Genomic DNA, 17,752 nt, shown 5'->3' on the forward strand with positions numbered 1-17,752 from the left:
ACCGGCATCCGCCTTGCGAGACCCCACAATGACCTACTGCGTCGGCATCAAACTCAACGCCGGGCTGGTGTTCCTCTCCGACTCCCGCACCAATGCGGGTGTGGACCACATCAGCACCTTCCGCAAGATGATCGTCTACGAGCAGCCGGGCGACCGCTTCATGGTGCTGCTGTCGTCGGGCAACCTGAGCATCTCGCAGTCGGTGCGCGAGATCCTGCAGGTCGAGGAGCTGCGTGAAACCCGCGAAGACGGCACGCTGGGCGATCCGATCACCATCTGGAACGCCAAGAGCATGTTCGACGCCACGCGCGTGCTCGGCTCGGCGGTGCGCCACGTCTACGACCGCGATGCCGAGGCGCTCAAGCATGCGGGCCTCGACTTCAACGTCTCCTTCATCTTCGGCGGCCAGGTCAAGGGCGAAGGCATGCGGCTGTTCCTGGTCTATGCGGCCGGCAACTTCATCGAGGCCACCACCGAGACCCCGTACTTCCAGGTCGGCGAGTCGAAATACGGCAAGCCGGTGCTCGACCGCGTGCTCACGCCCGAAACGCCGCTCGACGAGGCCGCCAAGTGCGCGCTCGTGTCGATGGACTCGACCATGAAGTCGAACCTCTCGGTGGGCCTGCCGCTCGACCTTGTGGTGTACGAAGCCAACAAGCTCGAGACCGACCGCGTGATCTGCATCGACCACGAAAACCCCTACTACCGCATGATGCACAACAGCTGGGGCCAGAAGCTGCGCGAGGTGTTCGACAGCATCGAGGACCCGGTGTGGGACGACGGCGCCACCGCGCATCCGCTGCGCATGCCCGTCACGCGGCACAGCCCGCTGCGCAAGATCTCGACGCCCGACGAAAAGCTCATCTAACAGCGGCTCTTCCCATGGCCCTGCCCCCGGTCGTCTTCTCGCACGGCAACAGCTTTCCTGCGAGCACCTACCGCGTCGTGCTCGACAGCTTGCGCAACCGCGGCTTCGAGGTCGATGCGATCGAGAAGTTCGGCCACGACCCGAAGTACCCAGTCACCGACAACTGGCCGCACCTGGTGCGGCAGCTGGCCGACTTCGCGCAGGCGCGCGCCGACCGCGCGGGCAGCCCGGTGTTGCTGGTCGGCCATTCGCTCGGCGGCTTCCTGAGCCTGATGTGCGCGGCCGAGCATCCGGCGCTCGCTTGCGGCGTGGTGATGGTCGATTCGCCGATCCTCGGCGGCTGGCGCGCCAACACGCTCAACATGGTCAAGCGCACGCCGCTCATGAAGAGCATCTCGCCCGGCGCCATCAGCCGCAAGCGCAAGAACACCTGGGCCCACCGCGAGGCGGTGTTCGAGCACTTCCGCAGCAAGAAGGCCTTCGCCAAGTGGGACGAGCAGGTGCTGCACGACTACATCGACCACGGCACCTTCGACGGCGGCGACGACAACCGCCAGTTGAGCTTCGACCGCGACGTCGAGACCGCGATCTACAACACCCTGCCCCACAACCTGGCCGCGCTGCTGCGCCGGCATCCGCTCAAGTGCAAGGCGGCCTTCATCGGCGGGCGGCAGTCGGTCGAGATGAAGCAGGTCGGCATGGCGATGACCGAGCGGGTGACCAAGGGGCGCATCACGATGCTCGACGGCAGCCACCTGTTCCCGATGGAAAAGCCGCTCGCCACCGCGGCGGCGATCGAAGCGGCGCTACGCAACCTGCTCTGAAGCCGGCCGGCACCAGATGCCGTCGCCCACGCGCAGCACGCCGCCGCGCAGCACCCGCGCCGTCACGCCGCCATGGCCGCGCATCGCGTTGTAGCCTCCGGGGCCCAGCAGTTCCTCCATGCGCGAGCAGGGCTCGCAGGGGCCGCTGATCTCGAGCAGCACCTCGGCACCGATGGCCAGCACCAGCGGCTGGTCGGCAAACAGCGAACGCGCCGCCAGCAGGTTCAAGCCCGACACGACCAGGTTGCGCCGCAAGCCTTCTGCATCGACGCGGGGCCGGCCCACGAGCCCGGCGATCACCGGCAGGTGCTCCTGCTGAATCAGCGTGACCTGCCGCTTGCCGCCTGCGCGTGCGGCGGCGCTGCTGCGGTCGCCTTCGAGGCCCCGGCCGTCGAGCGCCCTGGCCTCTTGCACCGATTGAACCGCCACCCGGCGGGCCGGGCGCAGCAAGATCGCGTCGAGCCGGCCAGCGCGCGGGAACTGCCGCATGAGTTCGTGGAGGTCCGGCATGCGGCGATTGTCGATGGTGGCCCTCTTTCCGGTCGGCGAACTTTCCCCTTATCGGCGGAGGGATTGCAGGAAACAAATGATGCCAATCTGTCAAAATCCAGCAGAAACCAACTAGAACGACCTACAAACACGCGTCACATCGCAACGCTGCCGTCATGCCGGACCTGCTGCTGGAAGAAGTCGAAGCCGTGACCCTGAGCCCCCCGCTGGTGGTCCAGGACGATCCGGCCATGCGCGAGCGGCTGGCCTATGTGCTGTCGACACTGGGCTGCGACGAGCCGGAGATCGCGTGGGCCGACAGCGTTGCCGCGGCCAGGGAACTGCTCGATGCGCAGCACCGCCGCCGGGGCGCCCAGGCCTACGGCGTGGTGCTGGTCGACGTGGGCCTGCCCGGCGGCGGCGCGGTCGAACTGATCGGCTGGATGCAGACGCACCACCGGCAGGTGCCTGCGGTGGCCGTGGCGGACCGGCGCATGGAGCAGATCGTCTTCGCGGCGCTGCGCGCGGGCGCGATCGGTTACCTGCTGAAGGAAAACGACGACCTCGAACTGAGCATTGCCCTGCGCAGCATCGAACAGGGTGGCGCACCGATCGACCTCACCATCGCACGCTGCATCCTGGCCTGGCTCGGGGCCAGGCCGTCGGCCGCGGCCCCCGCGACGGACGACGCACCAGTGCCCGTTGCGCTCGCATCGCAGGAGCGCAAGATCCTCGAACTCGTCTCGCAAGGCCAGAGCCATCACGAGATGGCCGAGTCGCTGTCGCTCTCCCGGCTGACGGTGGCCTGCCTCACGAAGAACATCTATCGCAAGCTGGCGGTCACCGTGCACGCCGAGGCGATGGCGTAGCGCACGGGCGCCGCCTTCAGAGCTCGAGCACCAGCCGCCCCCCGCAGGCGCGCGAGCAGCAGGCCATCATCCGGGTGTTGGCGTCGCGCTCGGCGCGCGTCAGCACCACGTCGCGGTGGTCGACCTGGCCCGAGAGCACCCGCACCTCGCACGAGCCGCAAAGGCCCTCCTCGCAATCGCTTTGCACGTCGACATTGGCAGCGCGCAGCGTGGCAAGCAGGGTCCGGTCCGGCGGCACGGTGAGCACGAGGCCGGAGTCCTTGAGCTCCACCTCGAACGCCTGTTCCTTCGAAGGATCGAGCGTGGCCAGGGTCGATTCGAAATGCTCGACGCGCAGCGCCCCCTCGGGCCAGGCCGCGCAGCAGTCCTCGAGCGCCTCGAGCATCCTGAGCGGTCCGCAGGCGTACACCTGCGCACCCGGCACCGGCTCGGCGAGCAGCGCGCGCAGGTCGTTGCGACGGCCCCCGTCGCTTGCATGCACATGCAGCCGCTCGCCATGCAGCGCCGCCAGTTCGTCGATGAAGGCCATGCTGGCGCGGCTGCGACCGCTGTAGTGCAGTTCGTAGTCCATGCCCAGCGCCTTCGCGCGGCGCGCCATGGCGCTCACGGGCGTGATGCCGATGCCGCCCGCGATGAAGATGGCCTTCTGCAGCGATTCGTCGAGCCGGAAGTGGTTGCGCGGGCCGCGGATGCGCAGCCGGTCGCCGGCCTTCACGTTCGCATGCACCCAGGCCGAGCCGCCGCGGCCCTCGGGCTCGTGCAGCACCGCGATCTCGAGCACGCCCGTCTCGTCGGGATCGCCGCACAGCGAATACTGGCGCGACAGCGCGCTCGAACCGCATTCCACGTCGATGTGCGAGCCGGGCGTCCAGCGCGGCAGCGGCTTGCCGTCGGGCGACACCAGCCGCAGCCCCACGATGCCGTCGGCCACGCGCGTGACGCGCTCCACCACCACGGGCCGCGTCACCGCATGCCGCGAGGGCTCGCCGATGCGCACCGGCACCTGCACCTCGCGCAGGGCCGGGTTGCGGCGTTCGGGGTTGGCGGCCGGGTCCCATTCGACCCAGAGGTGCTCGGGCCCGCGGAAGGAAGTGTTCGGCACGTAGGTGAAGCGCTGCTCCGCCAGGCGCATGTGCGGCAACCGCCGGGTGAACTCCGACAGGAAGACCTGCATCTCCATGCGTGCGAGGTTCTTGCCCATGCACTGGTGCGAACCGTAGCCGAAGGTCAGGTGGTCGCTCGCGTTGTCGCGGCGGATGTCGAACAGGTCGGCATCGGCGAAGTGCCCTTCGTCGTGGTTGGCCGACGAGGTGACGATCAGCAGCTTCGAGCCGGCCGGCAGGTCCACGCCGTCGACCTGGGTGTCGCGGGTGACGAGGCGGCGCCAGGCGGCGACCGATCCGTTGTGGCGCAGGCACTCTTCCACCGCGTTCGGAATAAGCCCCGGGTCCTCGCAGAGCTCTTGCCACACGTGCGGGTGCTGCAGCAGCAGCTTCATCGCATTGGCGGTCGCGTTGGCGGTGGTCTCGTGGGCGGCCACGATGCCGGCCATCATCATCGAATGCAGGTACGAGTCGGTCACGATCTCGGGATGCAGTTTCTGCTTGCGGATGCCGTATTGCATCCAGCCCGGCGCGTCCGGGTCCTGGCGCATCTTCTCGAGCACCTTGCCCGCGTACTGCCAGAAGTTGCCGACCGCATGCGCCACGGCCACCTGCTCTTCGGGCTTTGGCCGGCCCCAGGTGTTGACGGTGTGCGCGATCGAGTATTTGCGCAGCGTGTCCATGTCCTCCTCGGGCACGCCGAGGAAGTGCAGCGCGACCGTGAGCGGGATCTCCCAGAGCATCTGGTCGACCAGGTCGGCGCGGCCGTCGTCGATGAAGCGGTCGACGTAGCTGCGCGCCAGTTCGCGCACCATCGGTTCGTGATGCTTGAGCGCTTCGGACGTGAACGGGTCCATCAGCACGCGGCGGCGCGGCATGTGCGCGGGCTCGTCCTCGTTGACCAGCGTGCGGTTCAGCGCAAAGCCGTACGAGGCGAGCACCGCATTGGCCTCGTCGCTCGTGGGCGTGATCTTCTCGAGCGCGTTCGAGGGGCTGAAGGTGATGTTGTCGCGGAACACCGCCTTGATGTCGTCGTAGCGCGTGACCACCCAGTAGCCGAGCTTCGGGCTGTAGAAGATCGGCTCCTTCTCGCGCGCCCAGCGCACGTACTCGGGCGGGTCTTGCTGGTAGCCGTCCTCGAAGGGGTCGAACTCGGCTGCGCGGGCGCTCACGGGGCAGCCCGTGGGCGTGCGCTCGGACGACAGCGGCCCGTGCGCGACGGGGCAACCGGAGGTGCGCGGGCTCGTCATCAGTCCAGCGTGATCTTCAGATCACGGATCAGCTTGTGCCAGCGCGTGGTCTCGCTCTTGAGCAGCGCGGCGTACTGCTGGGGCGTATTGGCCACCGGCTCCACGCCGAAGTCGATCATGCGCTTGCGCACCGCGGGCTCGTTGATGGCCGCCACCAACTGGCGGTTGAGCGTGTTCACCACCTCGGGCGGCGTGGCCGAGGGCACCACCACGCCGACCAGCGCGGCGGCCTCGACGTTCTTGTAGCCGAGTTCGGCGAAGGTGGGCACGTCGGGCAGCTGCGGCAGGCGCGTGGGGTTGGCCACCGCGAGCGCGCGCACCTTGCCGCCCTTGATGAAGCCGGCGCCCGCGGCCAGGTCGACCATCATGGCCGGCAGCTGCCCGCCCGCCACGTCGGCCAGCGCGGGCGCGGCGCCGCGGTACGGCACGTGCACCATGAACAGGCCCGCCTCGACCTTGAGCAGTTCCATCGCGAGATGGTGCGGGCTGCCCGCGCCGGCCGAGGCGTAGTTCATGCCGCCGGGCTTGGCCTTTGCCTTGGCGATGAAGTCCTTGGCCGTGGCGAAGCCGGCGTCGTTGCCGACCACGAGGATCATCGGAAACTTGCCCATCAGCGTGACGGGCGCAAGGTCGTTCGTGGGGCTGTAGCTCAGCGACTTGTAGAGCGCCGGGTTGAACACCAGCGTGCCGTTGTCGGCCGAGAGCACCGTGTAGCCGTCGGCCGGCGAGCGCACGGTCTCGGCGGCAGCCAGCGCGGTGTTGCCGCCGGGCTTGTTGTCGACCAGCACGGGCTGCCCCACTTGCGTGGAGAACGTCTGTGCGACTGTGCGCGCGAGAAAGTCGGAGCCGCCGCCCGCCGCGTAGGGAACGATCCAGCGGATCGGCTTGGACGGGAAGGTGGCCGTCTGCGCGCCGGCGCTCGTGGCGGCCACGAGCGCCAGGGCCGCGATGCAACGAAGGAAGTAGTGCTTTGTCATGGGAATTGCCTCGGTGTTGTTCCGTATTGCGTAAGTATCATACGCATTGCGTAATTAAAAACTCAGGTCTAACCCGAGGCATCCGGTGCCCGGTGCCGAGCACGTAACATCCCCGCCCACATGACCCAAGCCCCGGAAGTCCCTCCCGTTCCCGCCGCCGGCCGCGAGCGGCGCCAGCGCGTGCAGTCGGCCGAAACCGGCATGGCGGTGCTCAAGGGGCTGGCCCACCTGGGCGGGCGCAGCAGCCTCACCGCGCTGGCCGCCCACGTGGCCGAAAGCCCGGCCAAGGTGCACCGCTACCTCGCGAGCCTGATGGAAGAAGGGCTGGTGCTGCAGGACGCGGCCTCGCAGCACTACTACCTGGGCACGGCGGCGATCCAGATCGGCCTGGCCGCAATGCGCCAGGCCGACCCGATCCGCGCGGCCGAGCCCGGCCTGCTGCGCCTGCGCGAATCGCTCGAGGTGACCTGCTTCGTCGCGGTGATGGGCAACAAGGGGCCGACCATCGTGCGTTTCGAGGAGCCGGGCCTGCCGGTCACGGTGAACGTGCGTGCCGGCTCGGTGATGTCGATGCTCTGGTCAGCGACGGGCCGCGCCTTCCTCGGCCTGCTCGACGAATCGCGCGTGCGCGCCCTGGCCGAACAGGAACTCGCCGAGGCACCGCCGGACATGCGCGCCACGCTCGACGCGGCCGACCCGATCGGCCAGTTGCGGCGCGAGGTGCAGCAGGCACGCTGCGCGATCGTGCGCGACACCTACCTGCGCGGCATCAGCGCAGTGGCCGCGCCGGTGGTCGACTATGCGGGGCGCGTGTGCGCGGTGCTGACGGCGCTGGGCGCCACCGGCGGCTTCGACCCGGCGATCGACGGCCCGATCGCGGGCGCAGTGCGGCGCGAGGCCGACGCCGCGAGCGCCCTGCTCGGCCACGGCGGCACGGCCTGACGGCCGCGCGCCTTGCTGTTCCTTCGCGCGCTTATTCGGCCCAGACCACCGCGCCGGTCCACGCAGTGGTCAGCACCACGATGCCGAAGGCGATGCGGTACCACGCGAACGGGATGAAGTCGTGCGTGCTGATGTACTTCAGCAGCCAGCGCACGCACAGCCATGCGCTCGCGAACGAGAACACCAGGCCTACGGCAAACATCGGGATGTCGGCCATCGTCAGCAGCGCCCGCTCCTTGTAGAGGCTGTAGGCGCCGGCACCGATCAGCGTGGGGATCGCCAGGAAGAACGAGAAATCGGTGGCCGCCTTGCGCGACAGGCCCAGCAGCATGCCGCCGATGATGGTCGAGCCGCTGCGGCTGGTGCCCGGGATCATCGCGAAGCACTGCACCAGGCCGACCTTGAGCGCATCCCACATCGTCATGTCGTCGACGTGCTCGACGCGCACCGAACCGGGCGGGCGCTTCTCGGCCCACAGGATGATGAAGCCACCGATGATGAAGGTGCTGGCCACCACCACGGGCGTGAAGAGGTGTTCCTTGATCATCTTGCCGAACACCAGGCCCAGCACCACCGCCGGCAGGAAGCCCAGCACCACGTTGATGGCCAGGCGCCGCGCCTTGGGCTGGCGCGGCAGCGCCACGATGGTCGAATGGATCTTCTGCCAGTACACCAGGATCACCGCGAAGATCGCGCCGGTCTGGATGGCGATGTCGAAGACCTTGGCCTTCGCATCGTCGAAGCCGAGCAGCGCGCCCGCAAGAATCAGATGCCCGGTCGACGAGATCGGCAGAAACTCGGTCAGCCCTTCGACGATGCCCATGATGGCGGCCTTCACCAGCAAAACGATGTCCACGCTTACTCCTTTAAAGAGCCGCAATTATGGCGAGGCATCGCGACAGTCCCTTCGGCCGGCCCCCGGGCGCCGCGGGGATTAGCCGGCCGCTTGACGCGTGCGCTGCCGCAGCGCCCGCACCGCGCTGTCGACCGTGGTGAGCACGGGCAGTCCGCTGGCCGCTTCGCAGGCGCTGCGCGCACGCGCCATGCTGAACTGCGCGAGCGCGATGCGGGTGCAGCCGCGCGCGCGCAACGCGGCGGCCTGGGCGGCGACCAGCGCATCGTGGCGCGCGGTGTCGCCGGCGTCGAGCGCTTCGAGTGCGCCTTCGGCCAGCACCGGCTCGAGCGCGGTCCCGGGCGGAAACTCGGACGGCATCGAGGCCAGCGTCGGCGCAAAGGTGGCGATGAGCCCGAGCCGGCCCGACGCGCCCTGCACCGCCTCGGCCACCATGGCTTCGTTCGGCTTGAGCACCGGAATGCCCGCATGCCGCCGGGCCACCGCTTCGATGCACGGCCCGAAGGCCGAGCAGGTGAAGAGGATGCCCTCGGCCCCCGCATCGACCGCATACTGCGCGAGCCGCTGGAAGCGCTCGTGCATCGCGGCATCGAGCCCCTGCCCGCTGCGCGCCAGGTCGGCCGAGAGACTGTCGTCGAGCAGGTTCATGCGCCGGGCCTCGGGCCAGTCGCGCTCGAAGGCGGCGTTGATGGGCGCCACGGAATGCGCCAGCGCGTGGATCAGGGCGATGCGGGTCATGCGGCCGAATTATCATTGGAATACATGTTTCACCCAACCGCGAATGCGCTTGCGTTCCGGTACATTTGTTCCAATGACGATTGCCAGAGACCAGATCCGCCAGCGCTTCAACGAACTGAGCCCCGCGCTGCAGCAGGTGGCGCGCTATGTGCTCGACCATCCGAACGAGGTGGTCACGGCCTCGATGCGCAGCGTGGGCGCGCGCGCGCAGAGCACGCCGGCCACGCTGGTGCGCTTTGCGCAGCAACTGGGCTATGCGGGCTGGCCCCAGCTGAAGGAAGCCTTCGCGGGCGACATGGGGCTCGGCTCCGACCCTTTTGGCGGACATGCGAAGCAGCTCGTCGGCCGTGTCCAGAACCAGGGCCTCGCGGGTGAGATCTTCGAAGTGCAGCGCCGCAACCTCGAAGCCACGCACCGGCAATGCGCCGACGCGCTGCGCAAGGCATGCGTGCTGCTCGAGAAGGCGGGCGCGGTGCATGCCGCGGGCTTCCGCGCCTGCTTTCCGATCGCGTTCTCGTTCGTCTATGCGTACCGGCTGTTCCGCACCGGCGTGCACCTGGTCGACGGCCCGGGCGGCTCGCTCGAGATGCAGCAGCGCGCCTTCGCCAAAGGCGATGCGTTGGTGGTCGCGAGCTTCGCGCCCTACTCGCGCGAGGCGCTGCAGGTGGCCCAGGCCGCCAAGGCAGCGGGGCTGCGCATCGTCGCGCTGACCGACAGCACGGCATCCCCGCTGTCGTTGCTCGCCGACGAGACGTTGCTGTTCACGATCCAGAGCCCGTCGTTCTTTCCTTCGGTCGCTGCGGGCGTTGCGCTGGCCGAAGCACTGGTCGAGCTGCTCGCGAGCCGCGCTGGCAAACCGGGCATGCGACGCATCGACGAGGCCGCGGCGCAGTTGTTCGAGTCGGGCGCCTACCTGCGCCCGCGGAGCCCGCGCGCCTAGGGCGCCGAGGCGCCGGTCCAGCCGGCCTGCCATCCGCCGCCCAGCGCCTGGATCAGCGCGACGGCGGCGGTCTGCCGATCGACCTGCACCTGCACCAGCGCGCGGCGCGCATTGAGCGCGGCCGCCTGTGCGGTCACCACTTCGGTGTAGCCGGACTGGCCCGCACGGTAGCGGTTGAGAAACTGCTGTTCGCTCCTGTCGGCGGCGGCCGAGGCCTCGCGCCGCAGGCCTTCCTGCTGCGCGAGCGCCGCGCCGGCCGTGAGCTGGTCTTCGACCGCCTGGAACGCGCCCAACACCGTCTGGCGGTAGCGCGCCACGCTCGCGTCGTGGGCCGCCCTGGCCGAATCGACCGACGCGCCGATCGCACCGGCGTCGAACACCACCTGCGCCACCGACAGCCCCAGCGCCCAGAGCATGTTGGACGCATCGAACAGGTCCTTCACGCGGCTCGCGTTGCCGCCGACCGAGGCACTGAGGCTGAAGCTCGGAAAGTAGGCCGAACGCGCGATGCCGATCTGCGCATTGGCCGCGGCCACCGCGCGCTCGGCCGCCGCGATGTCGGGCCGGCGCTGCAGCAGCGTCGACGGCACGCCGGTCGGGACGCCGGGCACGGTGGGCGTCCAGCGCGCGGGCGGCAAGCTGAAGTCGGCCGGCGCCACGCCGACGAGCATGGCGATGGCATGCTCGAACGTGGCGCGCGTGCGCTGCAGGCCCACGCGCTCGGCCTGCGCATTGACGAGCTGCGTCTGCGCCTGCAGCACGTCGGTCTGCGCCGCAATGCCGGCCGCATAGCGGTTGCTCGTGATCTCGAAGGCGCGCTGGTAGCCTTCGATGGTCTGGTCGAGCAGCACGATCTCGGCGTCGGTTTCGCGCAGCGAGAAATAGTTGGTGGCCAGATCGCCGACGGCCGAGAGCCGCGCCGAGGCCAGGTCGGCCTCGCTGGCCTGCGCGTTGGCCTGGGCGCTGCCCACGGCCTGCCGCAACCGGCCCCAGACGTCGGGCGCCCAGTCGACGCCGAGGTTGGCTGCGAAGGCGCTCGACGCATTGCTGCTACCGCCGAGGTTGCCGCTGCGCCGGCCGCTGCCGTCGATCGCGACCGACGGGAACAGCGCCGCGCGTTCGCCGCGCACCAGTGCGCGGGCCTGGGCGAAGTTGGCCACGGCCGCGGCGATGTTCTGGTTCGAGACGTTCACGCGCGCGGCGAGCTCGTCGAGCGTGGGGTCGGCAAAGAGCTTCCACCATTCGCCGCGGTCGAGCGCGTCGGCCGGCGCGGCGGGCAGCCAGCCGTCGGCGGCCGGCTGCTCTTTCCAGCCCGCGGGCATGGCCGCAGCGGGCGCCTGGTAGGCAGGCCCCACGGCACAGCCGGCCAGCACCGCCGCCAGGGCGAGCGCGGACAGCGAAAGGATGCGGGGGCGGCGATGTGTCATGGCAGGGTCTCGTTCATTCTCTTCAGGTCTGCGCGCCGGCCGCGCGGCTCAGGTGCCGCTCGTTGCCCGAACGCCGCCGCAGCTTGTCGAGCAGCACGTAGACCACCGGCGTGGTGAGCAGCGTGAGCAGCTGGCTCGCGACGAGGCCGCCGATGATCGCCACGCCGAGCGGCTGCCGCAGTTCGGCGCCCTGGCCAAAGCCGACGGCGAGCGGCAGCGCGCCCAGGGCGGCGGCGAGCGTGGTCATGAGGATCGGGCGGAAGCGCAGCAGGCAGGCTTCGCGCACCGCTTCCACGGCCGAGATGCCGCGCGCGCGCTCGGCCTCGAGCGCGAAGTCGATGATCAGGATCGCGTTCTTCTTCACGATGCCGATCAAAAGGAACAGCCCGATCAACGCAATGATCGAGAACTCCATGCGGAACAGCAGCAGCGCGAGCACGGCGCCCACGCCGGCCGAGGGCAGCGTGGTCAGCACGGTGACCGGGTGCACCAGGCTCTCGTAGAGCACGCCCAGCACGATGTAGATGACAACGATGGCCGCCAGGATCAGCGCGAGCTGCTGCCCCTGTGACTGCTGCGCCGCGAGCGCCGTGCCCTGGAAGCTGCCGCGCACGTTGGTGGGCATGGCGATGTCGGCCTCGGCCTGCGCCACGATGCGGCGCGCATCGTCCAGCGTGGTGCCCTCGCTCAGGTTGAACGAGACGGTACTCGCCAGCTCGGTGTCCTGGTGATCGATGGAACTCGGCACCGCGCGCTCGCTGACCTTGGCGATGGCCGAGAGCGGCACCATCTGCGTGGTGTTGGCCGCCAGCGCCTGGCCTGTGGAGGCCGTGCGCAGGCCCGGGTTGGCCGAGGTGGTGGTCGAAGTGCCGGTGCTCGCGTCGGTGTTGCTGGCGAGCGAACTCACCGTGGCCGCACCGTTCGCGCTGGTGGCTGCGGTGAGCGTCGACGGCACGTACAGGTCCTTCAGCACCACGGGCGCACGCTGGTAGCGCGGCGCCCATTCCATGATGACCGAGTACTGATTGAGCTCGTCGTAGATGGTGGCGACCGAGCGCTGGCCGAAGGCGTTGTAGAGCGCGGCATCGACCGCGCTGGCGGTCACGCCGAGCCGTGCCGCGCTGTCGCGGTCGATCTCGACGAAGGTCTCCACGCCGTTGTCCGATTGGTCGCTGTCGACGTCGGTCAGCGCAGTCTCCTGGCGCAACCGGTCGGCGAGCCTCGCGGTCCAGGTGCGCAGGTCGCCCAGGCTGTCGCCCTTCAGCGTGTACTGGTAGGTGGAGTTGCTCGAGCGCCCGCCCATGCGCAGGTCCTGCACTGGGCTCAGGAACACGCGCAGGCCGGTGAGCTGGCCCAGCTGCGGCCGCAGCCGGGCGATGACCGTGGCGGTCTTCTCCTTGCGCTCGGAGGCCGGCTTGAGGTTGACGAACATGAAGCCGCCGCCCGAGCGGCTGCCGCCCGAGAAGCCCACCACGGTGTCGACCGCCGGGTCCTTGTGGATGATGTCGACCGCCTGCCGCAGCTTCTCGGCCAGTGCCACCGACGAGATGCTCTGGTCGGCACGCAGGCCCGCGTTGAGCTGGCCGTTGTCCTGCTCGGGGAAGTAGCCCTTCGGAATGGCGGTGAACAGGTACACGTTGAGGCCGACCACCGCGAGCAGCAGCACCATGACCACGGCCTTGCTCGCCAGCGCCCAGTCGAGGCTGTGGGCGTAGGTGCGCAGGCTCCACTGGTAGCCGCGCTCGGCCATGCGCGCGAACCGGCCGGGCGGCTTGCCGCCGGGCGTCTCGGGCCGCAGCAGCATGGCGCACATCATCGGCGTGGTGGTGAGCGAGATCACCAGCGAGATCAGCACCGCGACCGACAGCGTGACGGCAAACTCGCGAAACAGCCGTCCGATCTGCCCGTCCATGAACAGCAGCGGAATGAACACCGCCACCAGCGACAGGCTGATCGACAGCACGGTGAAGCCCACCTCGCGCGCGCCGCGCAGCGCGGCCTCCATGCGGCCCACGCCGGCCTCGATGTGGCGGCTGGTGTTCTCGAGCACCACGATGGCGTCGTCCACCACGAAGCCGGTGGCCACCGTGAGCGCCATGAGGCTCAGGTTGTTGAGGCTGTAGCCCAGCAGGTGCATCACGCCGAAGGTGCCGAGCAGCGACACAACGGTGGCCACCGCGGGAATGATGGTGGCGCGTGCGCGGCGCAAAAAGAGGCCGACCACGAGCACCACCAGCACGATCGAGATCATCAGCGTGGCCTCGATCTCGCGCAGCGACGCGCGGATGGAGTTGGTGCGGTCCGAGGCCACCTGCACCTCGATGTCCTGCGGCAGCTGCGCACGGAGCTCGGGCAGCAGCTCGCGCACGCCGTCGACCGTCTCGATGATGTTGGCACCGGGCTCCTGCGTGACCAGCACGATCACCGCCGGCTGCCCGTTGAACAGGCCCAGCGTGCGCGTGTTCTCCACGCTGTCGATCACGCGCGCCACGTCGCCGAGGCGCACGGCCGCGCCGTTGCGCCAGCCGATCACCATGTCGCGGTATTCCGCCGCATGGCGCCCCGGCGCGGGCGTGTAGATCTGGAGCCGGCGCTCGTCGCCCTCGATCGCGCCCTTGGGCCGGTTGGCGTTGTTGGACTGGATCGCGGCGCGCACGTCCTCGGTGCTGATGCCGTAGCGGTTGAGCGAGAACGGCTCGAGCTCGACGCGCACCGCGGGCAGCGAGCCGCCGCCGATCTCGACCTCGCCCACGCCATCGACCTGCGAGAGCTTCTGGCTCACGATGTTCGACACGGCCTCGTAGATCTGGCCCGGCGTGCGCGTCTTCGACGTCAGCGCCAGGATCGCGATCGGCGCGGCGGTCGGATTGCGCTTGCGGTAGGTCGGGTTGCGCCGCAGCGTGGCGGGCAGATCGGCGCGCGCCGCGTTGATGGCGGCCTGCACCTCGCGCGCAGCGCTGTCGATGTTGCGCGACATGTCGAACTGCAGGCTGATGCGCGTCGAGCCGTTCGAACTGGTCGAGGTGAGTTCGTTCACGCCGGCGATCACGCCGAGCCGGCGCTCGAGCGGCGTCGCCACGCTCGACGCCATGGTGCTCGGGCTCGCCCCCGGCAGGCTGGCCGTGACCGAGATGGCCGGGTAGTCGACCTGCGGCAGCGGCGACACCGGCAGCGCGAAAAAGGCCGCGATGCCGGCCAGCGCAATGCCGACGGTCAGCAGCACCGTGGCGATTGGACGCTCGACGAAGGGCCGCGACAGGTTCATTCGGCCACGGCCTCCCGCTGGCGCCCGAAGCGGCGACCCAGCCGGTCGAAGGCCAGGTAGACCACCGGCGTGGTGAACAGCGTGAGCACCTGGCTCACCACCAGCCCGCCGAAGATCGCAAGGCCGAGCGGCCGGCGCAGCTCGGCGCCCTCACCCCAGCCGAACATCAGCGGCAGCGCCGCGAACAGCGCCGCCAGCGTGGTCATCAAGATGGGTCGGAAACGCAGCAAGGCCGCCTGGTGGATGGCCTCCTGCGGCGACTTGCCTTCGCGCCGCTCGGCGTCGATCGCGAAGTCGATCATCATGATCGCGTTCTTCTTGACGATGCCGATCAGCAGGATGATGCCGATGATGCCGATCACGCCCAGGTCGTTGCCCGTGAGCATGAGCGCGAGCAGCGCGCCCACGCCGGCCGAGGGCAATGTCGAAAGGATGGTCAGCGGATGGATGTAGCTCTCGTACAGCACGCCGAGCACGATGTACACGCACACCACGGCCGCAAGGATGAGCCACAGCTGGTTGGTGAGCGACTTCTCGTACGCGCCAGCGGCACCCAGGAAGGTCATGGTCATGCTCGCGGGCATGCCGATCTCCTTGGCGGCCGCGCGGATCGCCGCAACCGACTTGCCGAGCGCCACGCCCTGGGCGGTGTCGAAGCCCACCGTGGCCGAAGGGTACTGCGCCACGTGGGTCACCGCCAGCGGCGCGGGCTGTTCGCGCACGGTGGCGATCGACGACAGCGTGGTGGCCGCACCGCTGCCGGTGCGCAGCTGCAGGTTGCCGAGCAGCTGCGGCGACGACAGCGCCTCGCGCTGGGCCTCGAGGATCACGCGGTACTGGTTGGTCTCGGTGAAGATGGTCGAGACGATGCGCTGGCCGAAGGCGCTGTAGAGCGTGTCATCCACCGAACTGGCCGTGATCGACAGGCGCGAGGCGGTGTTGCGGTCGATGTCCACGTAGGCCGCGAGCCCCGTCGCGCCGGCGGTGGTGGTGGCATTGCGCACCAGCGGCTCGGCGCGCAGCCGCTCGGCCAGCTTCTGGGCCCAGGTGTCCACCGTGGTGGTGTCCACGCCTTCGAGCGAAACGCGGAATTCGGTCGGCCCGGTTTCGGCATCGATGGTCAGGTCCTGCGTGGGCTGCAGGTAGAGCGTGACGCCCGCCACGGCGCGCACGCGCTCGCGCAGGCGCTGCATCGTGGCCTCCTGGTCGCCGCGATCGGGCCGCATGTTGATGAGCATGCTGCCGGTGTTGAGCGCGGTGTTGTTGGCCGCGTCCACGCCGACCACCGAGCTCACGCTCGCCACCTCGGGGTCGGCCAGGATCGCGTCGGCGGCCTGCAATTGCAGCGCGGCCATGCGCGTGTACGAGACATCCTGCGCGGCCTCGATGCGCGCCTTCAGCTGGCCCGTGTCCTGGGTCGGGAACAGGCCCTTCGGAATCACCGCGTAGAGCAGCACGGTGAGCGCCAGCGTGGCGACGGCCACCACGAGCGTGAGCGGCTGGTGCCGCAGCACCCAGATCAACCACACGTCGTAGCGCGCGATGACGCGGTCGAAGAAGCGCTGCACGCTCGCGCCAAAGCGCCCGCCCTCCTCCGCCTGCGGCCGGAGCCAGCGCGCCGACATCATCGGCACCAGCGTGAGCGAGACCACGGCGGAAATCAGGATGGTGATCGCCAGCGTGACGGCGAACTCGCGGAACAGCCGGCCGACCACGTCGCCCATGAACAGCAGCGGGATCAGCACCGCGATCAGCGACACCGTGAGCGAGATGATGGTGAAGCCGATCTGCGTGGCGCCCTTGATCGCGGCCTTGAACGGCGGGTCGCCCTCCTCGAGGTAGCGCGCGATGTTCTCGATCATCACGATCGCGTCGTCCACCACGAAGCCGGTGGCGATCGTCAGCGCCATCAGGCTCAGGTTGTTGAGGCTGTAGCCCAGCAGGTACATCAGCCCGCAGGTGCCGATCAGCGAGATCGGCACCGCGAGGCTCGCGATGACCGTCGCGCGCACGCTGTGCAGGAAGAAGAAGATCACCAGCACCACCATCACCACCGCCAGCGCCAGCTCGAGCTGCACGTGCGAGACCGAAGCGCGGATGCCGGTGGTGCGGTCGCTCAGCACCTCGACCTTGAGCGAGCCAGGCAGCGAGGCCCGCAGTTCAGGCAGCTGCTGCTTGATCGCTTCGACGGTGCCGATCACGTTCGCGCCCGGCTGGCGCTGCACGTTCAAGATGATCGCCGGGTACATGCCTGCCCCCACGCTCGGCACTGGCGTGTCCTCGCTGCCGCCCGAGGGGGCGCTCGCCGCCTTGGGGCGGCCCGGCGGCGGCTCGGCCGGTGCCGACGCATCCTCGCCGCGCAAGCCTGCCCAGGCGCCGAGCTGCGTGTTCTCGGCGCCGTCGACCACGCGCGCCACGTCGGTCATGCGGATGGGCGCGCCGTTCTTCCAGGCGACGATCAGGTTCTTGTAGTCGTCCGCCGCGAGCAGCTGGTCGTTGGCGTTGATGGTGTAGGCCCGCTGCGGCCCGTCGAAGCTGCCCTTGGCGCTGTTGGCGTTGGCTGCGCTGATGGCGCTGCGCAGCGTGTCGAGGCCGATGCCCACCGACGCGAGCGCATTGGTGTCGGCCTGGATGCGCACGGCCGGGCGCTGCCCGCCCGAGAGCGACACCAGCCCGACGCCGCCGACCTGGCTGATCTTCTGCGCGAGCCGCGTGTTCACAAGGTTCTGCACCTCGGTCAGCGGCATGGTCTCGGAACTGACGGCCAGCGACAGGATCGGTGCGTCGGCTGGATTGACCTTGGCATACACCGGCGGCGCCGGCAGGTCGGCCGGCAACAGCGAGCCGCCGGCATTGATGGCGGCCTGCACCTGCTGCTCGGCCACGTCGAGCGTCTCGTCGAGCGCGAACTGCAGCGTGACGATCGAGACCCCCGCCGAGCTGACCGAACTCATGCGGTTGAGCCCCGCCATCTGGCCGAACTGGCGCTCGAGCGGTGCCGTGACGGTGCGGCTCATGACCTCGGGGCTCGCGCCCGGATAGAGCGTCTGCACCTGGATGGTCGGGTAGTCGACCTGCGGCAGCGCGGCCAGCGGCAGCAGCCGCAGGCCCACGAAGCCGGCCAGCACGATGGCCAGCATCAGCAGCGCCGTGGCCACCGGCCGTTCGATGAAGGGACGGGACGGGCTCATCGCGCGGGCACCTCAA

General features: G+C 69.4%; 13 protein-coding genes. 5 read left to right on the top strand and 8 right to left on the bottom strand.

Features of this window, described 5'->3' with window-relative positions; translation table 11 throughout:
- The first annotated feature begins 28 nt into the window (after positions 1-28).
- Together AC3A6R_RS05960 and AC3A6R_RS05965 are read left to right on the top strand one after the other, a co-directional pair.
- Positions 29-868: a proteasome-type protease gene (locus AC3A6R_RS05960; RefSeq protein ID WP_487863986.1), complete on the top strand. Its 840-nt coding sequence runs from the start codon at positions 29-31 to the stop codon at positions 866-868.
- Positions 869-882: 14 nt separating this feature from the next.
- Complete coding sequence (locus AC3A6R_RS05965) at positions 883-1,692, top strand: alpha/beta hydrolase (RefSeq protein ID WP_487863987.1); 810 nt, start codon at positions 883-885, stop codon at positions 1,690-1,692.
- Here the strand turns inward: AC3A6R_RS05965 and AC3A6R_RS05970 are convergent.
- On the bottom strand, positions 1,675-2,202 hold the full coding sequence (locus AC3A6R_RS05970) for an MOSC domain-containing protein (RefSeq protein WP_487863988.1): 528 nt from the start codon (positions 2,200-2,202) through the stop codon (positions 1,675-1,677). The two genes, AC3A6R_RS05965 and AC3A6R_RS05970, sit on opposite strands and share 18 nt — an antisense overlap.
- Positions 2,203-2,390: 188 nt before the next feature.
- Between AC3A6R_RS05970 and AC3A6R_RS05975 the strand changes: the two genes are divergently transcribed.
- Positions 2,391-3,050 (top strand): response regulator, encoded by a 660-nt coding sequence (locus AC3A6R_RS05975; protein WP_487863989.1) that lies wholly within the window; start codon positions 2,391-2,393, stop codon positions 3,048-3,050.
- 16 nt (positions 3,051-3,066) lie between these two features.
- Here AC3A6R_RS05975 and AC3A6R_RS05980 read toward each other — a convergent pair whose 3' ends face one another.
- On the bottom strand, positions 3,067-5,403 hold the full coding sequence (locus AC3A6R_RS05980; RefSeq protein WP_487863990.1) for a cytochrome P450: 2,337 nt from the start codon (positions 5,401-5,403) through the stop codon (positions 3,067-3,069).
- Entirely contained in the window at positions 5,403-6,380 is a 978-nt protein-coding gene (locus AC3A6R_RS05985; RefSeq protein WP_487858130.1) for a Bug family tripartite tricarboxylate transporter substrate binding protein, read from the bottom strand. The genes AC3A6R_RS05980 and AC3A6R_RS05985 overlap by 1 nt, the downstream gene beginning before the upstream one ends.
- A gap of 120 nt (positions 6,381-6,500) precedes the next feature.
- Here AC3A6R_RS05985 and AC3A6R_RS05990 point away from each other — a divergent pair, with 120 nt between their 5' ends.
- Positions 6,501-7,322 carry an IclR family transcriptional regulator gene (locus AC3A6R_RS05990; protein ID WP_487863991.1) on the top strand — a complete coding sequence of 274 codons (822 nt, stop codon included), beginning with the start codon at positions 6,501-6,503 and terminating at the stop codon, positions 7,320-7,322.
- A gap of 31 nt (positions 7,323-7,353) precedes the next feature.
- On the opposite strand, the gene AC3A6R_RS05995 is transcribed toward AC3A6R_RS05990, so the two are convergent.
- Both AC3A6R_RS05995 and AC3A6R_RS06000 read right to left on the bottom strand, forming a co-directional pair.
- Positions 7,354-8,178: an undecaprenyl-diphosphate phosphatase gene (locus AC3A6R_RS05995; protein WP_487858132.1), complete on the bottom strand. Its 825-nt coding sequence runs from the start codon at positions 8,176-8,178 to the stop codon at positions 7,354-7,356.
- A 78-nt stretch (positions 8,179-8,256) separates the two neighbouring features.
- Positions 8,257-8,913, bottom strand: coding sequence for an aspartate/glutamate racemase family protein (locus tag AC3A6R_RS06000; protein ID WP_487863992.1), 657 nt, complete (start codon positions 8,911-8,913; stop codon positions 8,257-8,259).
- Positions 8,914-8,986: 73 nt separating this feature from the next.
- On the opposite strand from AC3A6R_RS06000, the gene AC3A6R_RS06005 reads away from it, so the two are divergent.
- Positions 8,987-9,853, top strand: a complete 867-nt coding sequence (locus AC3A6R_RS06005; RefSeq protein ID WP_487863993.1) for a MurR/RpiR family transcriptional regulator — start codon at positions 8,987-8,989, stop codon at positions 9,851-9,853.
- Here AC3A6R_RS06005 and AC3A6R_RS06010 read toward each other — a convergent pair.
- From AC3A6R_RS06010 to AC3A6R_RS06020, 3 genes are read right to left on the bottom strand one after another with little or no spacing between them, the layout of a single operon-like run.
- Positions 9,850-11,280, bottom strand: a complete 1,431-nt coding sequence (locus tag AC3A6R_RS06010) for an efflux transporter outer membrane subunit (protein WP_487863994.1) — start codon at positions 11,278-11,280, stop codon at positions 9,850-9,852. The two genes, AC3A6R_RS06005 and AC3A6R_RS06010, sit on opposite strands and share 4 nt — an antisense overlap.
- A 22-nt stretch (positions 11,281-11,302) precedes the next feature.
- The gene (locus AC3A6R_RS06015; protein WP_487863995.1) at positions 11,303-14,545 is read right to left on the bottom strand and encodes an efflux RND transporter permease subunit; all 3,243 of its coding nucleotides are present in this window, start codon (positions 14,543-14,545) and stop codon (positions 11,303-11,305) included.
- On the bottom strand, positions 14,542-17,736 hold the full coding sequence (locus AC3A6R_RS06020) for an efflux RND transporter permease subunit (protein WP_487858137.1): 3,195 nt from the start codon (positions 17,734-17,736) through the stop codon (positions 14,542-14,544). Before AC3A6R_RS06020 ends, AC3A6R_RS06015 begins: the two co-directional genes overlap by 4 nt.
- Positions 17,737-17,752 lie beyond the last annotated feature (16 nt).

Source organism: Variovorax sp. Soil_C_19 (genome assembly GCF_057657255.1).

Bases quoted from the DNA above. Each gene is read 5' to 3' on its own strand.
- AC3A6R_RS05960 (WP_487863986.1), top strand. From the start codon at position 29: ATGACCTACTGCGTCGGCATCAAACTCAACGCCGGGCTGGTGTTCCTC.
- AC3A6R_RS05965 (WP_487863987.1), top strand. From the start codon at position 883: ATGGCCCTGCCCCCGGTCGTCTTCTCGCACGGCAACAGCTTTCCTGCG.
- AC3A6R_RS05970 (WP_487863988.1), bottom strand. From the start codon at position 2,202: ATGCCGGACCTCCACGAACTCATGCGGCAGTTCCCGCGCGCTGGCCGG.
- AC3A6R_RS05980 (WP_487863990.1), bottom strand. From the start codon at position 5,403: ATGACGAGCCCGCGCACCTCCGGTTGCCCCGTCGCGCACGGGCCGCTG.
- AC3A6R_RS05985 (WP_487858130.1), bottom strand. From the start codon at position 6,380: ATGACAAAGCACTACTTCCTTCGTTGCATCGCGGCCCTGGCGCTCGTG.
- AC3A6R_RS05990 (WP_487863991.1), top strand. From the start codon at position 6,501: ATGACCCAAGCCCCGGAAGTCCCTCCCGTTCCCGCCGCCGGCCGCGAG.
- AC3A6R_RS06000 (WP_487863992.1), bottom strand. From the start codon at position 8,913: ATGACCCGCATCGCCCTGATCCACGCGCTGGCGCATTCCGTGGCGCCC.
- AC3A6R_RS06005 (WP_487863993.1), top strand. From the start codon at position 8,987: ATGACGATTGCCAGAGACCAGATCCGCCAGCGCTTCAACGAACTGAGC.
- AC3A6R_RS06010 (WP_487863994.1), bottom strand. From the start codon at position 11,280: ATGACACATCGCCGCCCCCGCATCCTTTCGCTGTCCGCGCTCGCCCTG.
- AC3A6R_RS06015 (WP_487863995.1), bottom strand. From the start codon at position 14,545: ATGAACCTGTCGCGGCCCTTCGTCGAGCGTCCAATCGCCACGGTGCTG.
- AC3A6R_RS06020 (WP_487858137.1), bottom strand. From the start codon at position 17,736: ATGAGCCCGTCCCGTCCCTTCATCGAACGGCCGGTGGCCACGGCGCTG.